The sequence below is a fragment of the Pseudomonas sp. Leaf59 genome, assembly GCF_920984685.1.
GTDB lineage: Bacteria > Pseudomonadota > Gammaproteobacteria > Pseudomonadales > Pseudomonadaceae > Aquipseudomonas.
In genome coordinates this window covers 1-10,391 of the sequence record NZ_CAKLBR010000037.1, presented here as the reverse complement: position 1 = coordinate 10,391, position 10,391 = coordinate 1, and the positions used below count along the sequence as shown (strand labels likewise).

7 protein-coding genes and 1 pseudogene are annotated in these 10,391 nt (G+C 63.8%); 6 read left to right on the top strand and 2 right to left on the bottom strand.

What is annotated here, in order from left to right:
• Nucleotides 1-280 precede the first annotated feature (280 nt).
• Entirely contained in the window at nt 281-2,413 is a 2,133-nt protein-coding gene (locus tag LUB09_RS23780; RefSeq protein ID WP_231423850.1) for a TonB-dependent siderophore receptor, read from the top strand.
• A gap of 212 nt (nt 2,414-2,625) precedes the next feature.
• Here the strand turns inward: LUB09_RS23780 and LUB09_RS23775 are convergent, their stop codons facing one another.
• Entirely contained in the window at nt 2,626-3,348 is a 723-nt protein-coding gene (locus LUB09_RS23775) for a FadR/GntR family transcriptional regulator (protein ID WP_209981361.1), read from the bottom strand.
• Nucleotides 3,349-3,396: 48 nt separating this feature from the next.
• A complete protein-coding gene (locus LUB09_RS23770; protein ID WP_209981362.1) occupies nt 3,397-5,133 on the bottom strand; it encodes an IlvD/Edd family dehydratase in 1,737 nt (578 codons plus the stop codon).
• Nucleotides 5,134-5,325: 192 nt separating this feature from the next.
• On the opposite strand from LUB09_RS23770, the gene LUB09_RS23765 reads away from it, so the two are divergent.
• From LUB09_RS23765 to LUB09_RS23745, 5 genes and pseudogenes are all read left to right on the top strand, one after another.
• Nucleotides 5,326-6,648 carry an MFS transporter gene (locus LUB09_RS23765; protein WP_231423849.1) on the top strand — a complete coding sequence of 441 codons (1,323 nt, stop codon included), beginning with the start codon at nt 5,326-5,328 and terminating at the stop codon, nt 6,646-6,648.
• A gap of 15 nt (nt 6,649-6,663) precedes the next feature.
• The gene (gene araD1, locus LUB09_RS23760) at nt 6,664-7,656 is read left to right on the top strand and encodes an AraD1 family protein (protein WP_231423848.1); all 993 of its coding nucleotides are present in this window, start codon (nt 6,664-6,666) and stop codon (nt 7,654-7,656) included.
• A gap of 13 nt (nt 7,657-7,669) precedes the next feature.
• A complete protein-coding gene (locus LUB09_RS23755) occupies nt 7,670-9,250 on the top strand; it encodes an aldehyde dehydrogenase (NADP(+)) (protein WP_231423847.1) in 1,581 nt (526 codons plus the stop codon).
• 22 nt (nt 9,251-9,272) lie between these two features.
• On the top strand, nt 9,273-10,136 hold the full coding sequence (locus tag LUB09_RS23750) for an SMP-30/gluconolactonase/LRE family protein (protein ID WP_209981370.1): 864 nt from the start codon (nt 9,273-9,275) through the stop codon (nt 10,134-10,136).
• A gap of 44 nt (nt 10,137-10,180) precedes the next feature.
• Nucleotides 10,181-10,391, top strand: a pseudogene (locus LUB09_RS23745) (arabinose ABC transporter substrate-binding protein); the annotation flags it as partial.

The following is a 10,391-nucleotide window of genomic DNA, read 5'->3' as shown; positions in this document are numbered from 1 at the left end:
ACTCGGGCTGGTCTCGATACTGGATACGATAAACCGACTCAACCGCATAGCCTGAACCGCCGTATACGGAACCGTACGTACGGTGGTGTGAGAGGACGGCGGGAGTAATCCCGCCTCCTACTCGATCGTGGATTTTGTTTGGTAGAACCTTTGATACAAAGTGGACACAAGAAAAATAACAAATGAGAATGCATGTCAAACGAGAATGCATTGATATACCATGCGCCTCGAAATTGGCAGGGATGCCGTCCCATCTGGCTCTTTACTAGGTTCGTTATCCATGCGTCGTACCCTGATTTCCATCTGTGTGCTTCAGGCGTTTTCTCCGTTCACCTGGGCAGAAGATGCTCCCGCCGACAAGGCCAGTATCGAGCTGCAAGCCACCAACGTGACCGGCGCGGCCGACTACGAAACCGCGCAGGGGCCGGTCAAGGGCTACCGCGCCACCCGCTCGGCCAGTGCGACGCGTACCGACACCTCGATTCATGAAACCCCGCAGTCCATCAGCGTGGTGCCCAAGGATGTGGTCGAAGACATCGGCGCCACGCGCCTGCAGGAAGCCCTTGACTATGCCGGCGGTGTGGGTCGGGCGAACAACTTTGGCGGTCAGGGCCTCACCAGCTTCACCGTGCGCGGCTTTACCACTGCCGAGTTCTACCGCAACGGTTTCCCGATCAACCGTGGCTACCCGGCCATGCCGGACGCCAACACCATCGAACGCCTGGAAGTACTGCGTGGGCCGGCGACCATGCTCTACGGCCGCGGCGATCCCGGCGGCACCTTCAACGTGGTCTCCAAGCAACCCTTGGCCGAGCGCACCGTCACCCTTGGCAGCCAGCTCGATGACCAGGGCATGAAGCGCGGCACCCTCGATGCGTCCGGCCCGCTGGATGAAGAAGGCCGCCTGGCCTATCGCCTGAACGTGGTGGGCGAGGGCGGCGACACTTTCCGCGACCACGTATCCACCGAACGCTACGGCGTGGCCCCGGTGCTGACCTGGCAGGCCAACGACGCGACCAAGGTGATCTTCGAAGGCGACTTCATCCGCAACAATCACCCGCTGGATCGGGGTCTGACGCGCTTCGCCAACCAGCGCAGCACGCCCTCGCGCGACACCTTCTGGGGCGAAAAGTACGCCGGTGACCTGCACAACGACAACAACATGGCCCAGCTGCGTTTCGAGCACATGCTCAACGACAACTGGACCCTCGGCGGCGGTGTCCAGTGGCTGGACGGCACCATGAAGGGCGACGGCGTCGAGGCGAACAACCCCTCCAGCCTGGGCGCCGACGGCCGCACCCTGCAACGCAACTTCAACTACCGCAAGCTGGAATGGACCGACCAGGACTACCAGCTCAACCTGACCGGGCACTTCTCCGCCGGCGGTTTCGAGCACACGCTGCTGACCGGTGTCGAGTACGAAGACTACGACTACAAGTCGATCATCCAGCGTTCCAGTGCGGCGACGGGTGCGTTCCCCATCGACATCTTCAACCCGGTCTACGGCCAGCCGCGTCCAGCGCTGACCCGCACCCCCACCCACGACAAGGAAAACCTCAAGACCTACGCCGTCTTCGTCCAGGACCAGGTGGCGTTGACCGAACGCCTGCGTGTGTTGGCCGGTGCGCGCTTCGAGCGTTTCGAGCATCAGTACACGTCCTATGTGCCGGGCGTGAAACCCTGGGACGCGGCCGACAACGCCGTCACCCCACGGGTCGGCATCCTGTATGACCTGACCGACACCGTAGCCCTGTACGCCGATGCCGCGCGTTCGTTCAAACCCAACACCGGAGCCAGCCGCCTGGGTGGCGGGTTCGATCCGGAGCAGGGCAAGTCCTATGAGATGGGGCTCAAGTGGGAGGCGCTGGAGCAGTTGAGCGTTGACGCGGCGATCTACCAGATCGAGAAGAAAAACGTGCAGGGCACCGACCCGCTCGACTCAGCCTTCAACGTTGCGACGGGCCAGGTGCGCAGTCGCGGGTTCGACCTCAACGTGGCCGGCAACCTGACGCCGGAATGGCGGGTGATCGGCGGCTATGCCTACGTGGATGCCGCCGTTACCAAGGACACCACGGTGCGCACCGGCACGCGCCTGGCCAACATCCCGCGCAACAGCTTCAGCCTGCTCAACGTGTATGAGTTCCAGGACGGCACGCTCAAGGGGCTGGGGCTGGGCGCAGGCGGCAAATACGTCGCCGAGCGCGCCGGGCAGACCAGCAACTCGACGTTCACCATGGGCTCCTACACCGTGGTCGACCTGCTTGGTTACTACAAGGTCAACGAAAAGGTCAGGCTGAACCTGGACGTGAAGAACCTGTTCAACAAGGAGTATGAAGAAGGCTCGTTCCTGAACTTCTATGCGTATCCGGGTGAACCGCGCACCGTGCAGGTGGGGATCTCCTACACCCTCTGACCCTGAGCTATCCCTATGACGAACGGGCTTGCTGTGGCAGGTAGGCTTGCTGTGGCGAGCGGGCTTGCCCCGCGTTGGGGTGCGAAGCGCCCCCAATCAGGGAAAACACGGTGTACCTGATACTGCACAGTGTGGTCTTGGGGCCGCTGCGCAGCCCAACGCAGGACAAGCCTGCTCGCCACAACCCTGTTCCCACAGGGCCGGGAGCCAGTCTAAAGCGGCGTCAACACGTTCATCACCGTATCCAGCGCCACACGGGTGTCATCCAGCTGCACCAGCGAGGCATGCCGTGCGCCCAGGGCGTCGCGGTTCTGGATTGCGGTGAGGATCGCCTTGTGCCGGGGCAGGCTCAGGCCCTGGATATCCGGACGGCGGTTGGTGATGTTGATCGATTCGCGCAACGGCAGCGACAGCATGTTGCACATGTAGGCGAGCAGGTCGTTGCGCGTGGCGTCGGCGATGGCGCGGTGAAAGTCCAGGTCGGCCTGCAACAGCTGCTCGTGGGTTTTCGCGGTTTCCATGCCCTGGTAGGCCTGCTCTATGCCGGCGATGTCTTCGTCGGTGGCAGTGGTCGCGGCCATCGCGGCGATTTCCGGTTCGAGGATGCGCCGCACGCCAGCCAGTGTGTTGAAGAACTCACTGTGGGGCGTGGACTGCATCAACCAGGACAGCACGTCCGGGTCGAGCAGGTGCCACTTCAGCCGGGGTCGCACCACCGCGCCCACCCGGGGCTTGGAATACACCAGACCCTTGGCGCTCAGCACCCGGGTGGCCTCACGCAGGACCGAACGGCTGACCTTGTATTCCTCGCACAGCGTGGCTTCCATGGGCAGCCGCTCTTCGGGCTTGAAGCGACCGGAAACGATGTGCATGCCCAAGTCCTGAACGATCTGGGCATGCATGCTTTTGCGCGGCTTGGGCGGCTGGTGATCCATAACGACAGGCAGGCTCTGGCTTAGATTCGGCGCATCATAGCATCCCGATTAATGGGAATGCCGTGGGACTTCCGCGCCGCGGCAACCCACCAGAAAGTCGAAGTCGCAGCCCTGGTCCGCCTGCAATACATGGTCGATGTACAGCTGGCGATAGCCGCCGACGATCAGGTTCTGCACAGGCTTGAGGTCAGCCATGCGCGCTGCCAGCTCGGCGTCGGAGATGTCCAGGTGCAGGCGGCCATTGGCGCAGTCCAGTTCGATCCAGTCACCTTCCTGCACCGTGGCCAGCGGCCCGCCCGCAGCGGCTTCAGGGGCCACGTGCAACACCACCGTGCCGTACGCGGTGCCGCTCATGCGTGCGTCGGAAATACGCACCATGTCCGTCACGCCCTGGGCCAGCAGCTTGGCCGGCAGGCCCATGTTGCCCACTTCCGCCATGCCCGGATAACCCTTGGGCCCGCAGTTCTTCATGACCAGAATCGAGTTGGCATCCACGTCCAGGTCCGGGTCGTTGATGCGCGCCTTGTACATGTCGAAGTTCTCGAACACCACCGCGCGGCCGCGATGCTGCATCAACTCGGCACTCGCCGCCGAGGGCTTGAGCACCGCACCCAGCGGCGCCAGGTTACCCCGCAGCACGCAAATGCCGCCGTCGGCGCGGATCGGGTTGTCGAGGGTACGGATCACTTCGTCCTGGCCGTAGATCGGCGAGTCCTTGGTGTTTTCGCCCAGGGACTTGCCGTTGACGGTGAGCGCGTTCGGGTGCGGGATCAGATTGGCTTCACCCAGCCGGCGCAGCACCGCCGGCAGGCCGCCGGCGTAGTAGAACTCTTCCATCAGGAAGCGCCCCGACGGCTGCAGGTCGACGATGGTCGGCATGCCCCGACCGATGCGGGTCCAGTCGTCGAGGTCAAGCTCCACACCGATGCGCCCGGCAATGGCCTTCAAGTGAATCACCGCGTTGGTCGAACCGCCGATGGCCGCGTTCACGCGAATTGCGTTTTCAAACGCTTCCTTGGTGAGGATCTTCGACAGCCGCAAGTCTTCGCGCACCATCTCCACCGCGCGCATGCCGGACATGTGCGCCAGCACATAACGTCGCGCATCCACCGCCGGAATCGCCGCGTTGTGCGGCAGTGAAGTGCCCAGCGCCTCAGCCATGCAAGCCATGGTCGAGGCGGTGCCCATGGTGTTGCAGGTGCCCGCCGAGCGCGACATGCCGGCTTCGGCCGCGAGGAAATCATCCAGGGTAATGGTGCCGGCCTTGACCTGTTCACTGAGCTGCCACACCACGGTGCCCGAGCCGATGTCCTGACCCTTGTGCTTGCCGTTGAGCATCGGCCCGCCGGTGACCACGATGGCCGGCACGTCACAACTGGCGGCGCCCATCAACAGCGCCGGGGTGGTCTTGTCGCAACCGGTCAGCAGCACCACGCCGTCAATCGGGTTGCCGCGAATCGCTTCTTCCACGTCCATGCTCGCCAGGTTGCGCGTGAGCATGGCGGTGGGGCGCAGGTTGGATTCGCCATTGGAGAACACCGGAAACTCCACCGGGAAACCACCGGCCTCGATCACGCCGCGTTTGACATGCTCGGCAATCTGGCGGAAATGCGCGTTGCACGGGGTCAGCTCCGACCAGGTATTGCAGATACCGATGATCGGCTTGCCATGGAACTGATGGTCGGCAATGCCCTGATTCTTCATCCAGCTGCGGTACATGAAGCCGTTTTTGTCGGCAGTACCAAACCACTGGGCGGAGCGTAGGCCGGGCGTTTTATCAGACATGATCGATTCTCTTATTGTATGACTATATGTTCTATCTTCGGCTAAACATAAGCGCAAATTCGCAGCTTTGGAAGTGTTGTTTTGTAAATAGTCCTACTATATAGTCAGCTTGAATTGAGGTATGACCCTGGCGTTTTTTCGTCAGAGGCGTCCCCGAGCTTCTATAAGAACAACAATCGGAGATCGACCCCCATGAGCCAGGAACTGCGGCTTGTTCAGCGCATTACGCTGAAACTGATTCCCTTCCTGATCCTGCTGTACCTGATTGCCTACGTGGACCGTTCCGCCGTGGGCTTCGCCAAGCTGCACATGGGCGCCGACGTGGGTATCGGCGACGCGGCCTACGGCCTGGGCGCCGGGCTGTTCTTCATTGGCTACTTCCTGTTCGAGATTCCCAGCAACCTGATGCTCGACCGCTTCGGCGCGCGGCGCTGGTTCGCGCGGATCATGATCACCTGGGGCGTCATCACCATCGGCATGGCCTTCGTGCAAGGCCCGCACAGCTTCTATGTGATGCGCTTTCTGCTCGGCGCGGCGGAGGCGGGGTTCTTTCCCGGGGTGCTCTATTACATCACCCAGTGGTTCCCGGTGCGCCATCGCGGCAAGATCCTCGGGCTGTTCATCCTGTCCCAGCCCATTGCGATGATGATCACCGGCCCCGTGTCCGGCGGCCTGCTCGGCATGGACGGCATTCTCGGCCTGCACGGCTGGCAATGGCTGTTCATCGTGATCGGCACCCCGGCGATCCTGCTCACCTGGCCGGTGCTGCGCTACCTGCCGGATGGCCCGCACCAGGTCAAGTGGATGAGCGAGGACGAAAAAGCCTGGCTCAGCGGCGAACTGCACAAAGACCTGCAAGCCTACGGCCAGACCCGTCACGGCAACCCGCTGCACGCCCTCAAGGACACGCGCGTGTTGCTGCTGGCGCTGTTCTATCTGCCGGTGACCTTGAGCATCTACGGCCTGGGCCTGTGGCTGCCGACCCTGATCAAGCAGTTCGGCGGCAGCGACCTCACCACCGGTTTCATCTCAGCCGTGCCCTATCTGTTCGGCATCATCGGCCTGCTGCTGATTCCGCGCAGTTCCGACCGTTTGAATGATCGCTACGGCCACCTCGCTGTGCTTTATGTGCTGGGCGCCATCGGCCTGTTCTTCAGCGCCTGGCTGAATGCGCCGGTGCTGCAGATGGCCGCGCTGTGCCTGGCGGCATTCGCGATGTTTTCCTGCACGGCAGTCTTCTGGACCTTGCCGGGGCGGTTCTTTGCCGGCGCCAGTGCGGCGGCGGGCATTGCGCTGATCAACTCGGTGGGCAACCTCGGTGGCTACATCGGCCCGTTCGTGATCGGCGCGCTGAAGGAATACACCGGTAATCTGGCGTCGGGCCTGTATTTTTTGTCTGCGGTGATGCTGTTCGGGCTGGTGCTGACCCTGGTGGTCTATCGTCTGCTCGAGCGCCGGCATGTACTGCCTGCCGACCAGTTCGCCGCCAGCGCCCGTGGCGCCACACGTACTTAACTCAGGAGAACAGATATGCGTTTAGTCCAGTTCGAATTGCGCAACGGTGAGCGTCGCGTCGGTGTTGTCGATGGCGACACGTTGCGTGAAGTGCAGGGCGCCCACAGCGTGCGCGAATTGGCCCTGGCGGCCATCGACGCAGGCGTGGGCCTGGCGCAGTACGTCGAGCGCCTGGGCCTGGGTGACCGCCATGATTACCCGGCGCTGCTCGCCGACCTGAAGATCCTGCCGCCGCTGGACCACCCGGACCCGGCGCATATGCTGATCAGCGGCACCGGCCTGACCCACCTGGGCAGCGCCTCGGCGCGCGACAAGATGCACCAGCAGGCCGGCGACGAAGGCGCGATGACCGACACCATGCGCATCTTCAAATGGGGCGTGGAGGGCGGCAAACCCGCAGCCGGTCAGGCGGGCGTGCAGCCAGAGTGGTTCTACAAGGGCGACGGCAGCACCGTGGTGCGCCCGGGCGAGGCCTTCCCGGTGCCGCCGTTCGCCGAAGACGCCGGTGAAGAACCGGAGATCGGCGGCCTGTACGTCATCGGCCCCGACAGCAAGCCGTATCGCCTGGGGTTTGCGGTGGGCAACGAGTTCTCCGACCACATCATGGAGCGCAAGAACTACCTCTACCTGGCCCATTCCAAACTGCGCAGTTGCAGCTACGGCCCGGAGTTGCGCGTGGGCGAGCTGCCCCAGCACCTGGCCGGCACCAGCCGCATCCTGCGCGACGGCGAAGAAATCTGGCGGAACGAATTCCTCAGCGGTGAGGCCAATATGTGCCACAGCCTGGAAAACCTCGAATACCACCACTTCAAGTACCGCCAGTTCCTCAAGCCCGGCGACGTGCACATTCATTTCTTCGGCACCGCCACGCTGTCATTCGCCGACGGTATACGTACCCAGGCCGGCGATGTGTTCGAGATCAGCCAGGCCGAATTCGGCGCGCCGCTGGTCAACCGTGTCGGCAGCAGTGCCGCGGCATTCGAACCCGGCAACGTCATCACCCTTTAAAGGAGACCTCACCATGACCCAGTTCCTCGGCCACAATTACATCGGCGGCCAGCGCAGCGCCAACGGCAGCGTCAAGCTGCACAGCGTCGACGCGACCACCGGCGAGGCCTTGCCCCAGGATTTCTACCAGGCCACCCCCGAAGAGGTCGACGCCGCCGCCCTGGCCGCCGCCCAGGCTTACCCGGCTTACCGTGCCTTGAGCGCCGCGCGCCGTGCGCAGTTTCTCGATGCCATCGCCGACGAGCTGGACGGGTTGAGCGACAACTTCATTGAACTGGTATGCCGCGAAACCGCACTGCCGGCCGCGCGTATCAAGGGCGAGCGCGGGCGTACCAGCGGCCAGATGCGCCTGTTCGCCACCGTGCTGCGCCGAGGTGATTTCTACGGTGCGCGTATCGACAAGGCACTGCCGGACCGCCAGCCCATGCCGCGTCCGGACCTGCGCCAATACCGCATCGGCCTCGGCCCGGTCGCGGTGTTCGGGGCAAGCAACTTCCCACTGGCATTCTCCACCGCCGGCGGCGACACCGCCGCAGCGCTGGCGGCCGGTTGCCCGGTGGTGTTCAAGGCCCATAGCGGCCACATGGCCACGGCCGAGCAGGTGGCCAACGCGATCATCCGTGCGGCCGAGGCCACCGAGATGCCGGCCGGTGTGTTCAATATGATCTTCGGCGGTGGCGTCGGCGAAGCCCTGGTCAAGCACCCGGCGATCCAGGCCGTGGGCTTTACCGGTTCGCTCAAGGGTGGCCGCGCACTGTGCGACATGGCGGCGGCGCGTGCGCAACCGATCCCGGTGTTTGCCGAGATGTCGAGCATCAACCCGATAATCGTGCTGCCCCAGGCCCTCGCAGCCCGCGCCGAAACCGTCGCCCGCGACCTGACCGCCTCGGTGGTGCAGGGGTGCGGCCAGTTCTGCACCAACCCGGGCCTGGTGATCGGCATTGCGTCGCCGGCCTTTACCGCATTCACTCGGCAGGTGGCGCAGTTGATCGGTGAACAACCGGCGCAAACCATGCTCAATGCCGGCACCCTGGGCAGCTACGGCAAGGGCCTGGAAAAACTTTTCGCACACCCGGGCATCCAGCATCTGGCAGGCACCGCGCAGGCTGGCAATCAAGCTCAACCGCAGTTGTTCAAGGCCGATGCGCAGTTGCTGATCGACGGCGATGAAGTCCTGCAGGAAGAAGTGTTCGGTCCCACCACGGTGTTCGTCGAAGTGGCCGACCAGGCACAACTCAGCGCCGCCCTGCACGGCCTGCACGGTCAACTGACGGCGACGGTGATCGGCGAGCCGGCTGACCTGCAACAGTTCGCCGAGCTCACGCCCCTGCTGGAACAGAAAGTCGGGCGCATCCTGCTCAACGGCTATCCGACCGGCGTGGAGGTGTGCGATTCGATGGTGCACGGTGGCCCGTACCCGGCGACGTCCGATGCCCGTGGCACCTCGGTCGGCACCCTGGCCATCGACCGCTTCCTGCGCCCGGTGTGTTTCCAGAACTACCCTGACAGCCTGCTGCCCGAGGCGCTGAAGAATGCCAACCCGCTGCGTATCCAGCGGCTGGTGGACGGCACGCCGTCGCGCGAGGCGCTGTAAACAACCCGGATCAGGAGGCGTCATGTCGTTTATCGCCGTTACCCCGCACCGTGCGCAGTTGGGCGAGGGGCCATTCTGGGACGCGCCCACCCAGGCGCTGTACTGGGTGAATATCGCCGGCAAACAGGCCCTGCGCCTGATGGGCGGGCAACTGCAGGTGTGGCAATTGCCCGAGCACGTCTCGGCGTTTATCCCGTGCGAAAGCGGCGACGCGCTGGTGACCTTGAGCAGTGGCGTGTATCGCCTGGACCTGGTCACCGAGGCGCTGACCCTGCTGTGCGTGGCCGACCCGCAGGCGGGCAACCGTGGCAATGAAGCGCGCTGCGATGCCCAGGGCCGGCTGTGGCTGGGCACCATGCAGAACAACATCGGCGAGCAGGGTGAGGACCTGCCCATCACCCGGCGTTCCGGCGGGCTGTTTCGTATCGATGCCGATGCGACGGTCACGCCGCTGCTGAGCGGGCTGGGCATTCCCAACACCTTGCTGTGGAGCGACGACGGCCGTCAGGTGCATTTTGGCGACAGCCTGGACGCCACGCTGTATCGGCATGGCATCCAGGCGGACGGTCAGCTTGAGCCGGCGCAGCTGTGGTTCGGCCCGCATGCGCGCGGCGGGCCCGACGGCTCGGCCATGGACGCCGACGGCTATATCTGGAACGCCCGTTGGGACGGCAGTTGCCTGCTGCGCCTGACGCCTGCCGGGGAGGTCGACCGTATCGTCGAACTGCCCGTCAGTCGCCCCACCAGTTGCGTGTTCGGCGGGCCGGATCTCACCACGTTGTACATCACCAGTGCCGCCAGCCCCTTGGGCCATCCGCTGGATGGGGCGGTGCTGGCCATGGAGGTCGACGTGCCAGGCAAGCCCTGTCACCGCTTTGCCGGATAAACCTTAAAAACGAACATTCAAAAACAACAACAAGGAGTCACCCTATGAATCGTCGTCGTGGTTTGCGTTCCCTGTGCTGCGCCGCTGTCGCGGTGTCGGCCATGAGCCTGAGCGGCCTGCTGCTGGCTGCTGAAGAAGTAAAAATCGGCTTCCTGGTCAAACAGGCCGAAGAGCCCTGGTTCCAGACCGAATGGGCCTTCGCCGAAAAAGCCGGCAAGGAACACGGTTTCACCGTGATCAAGATCGCCGTGCCCG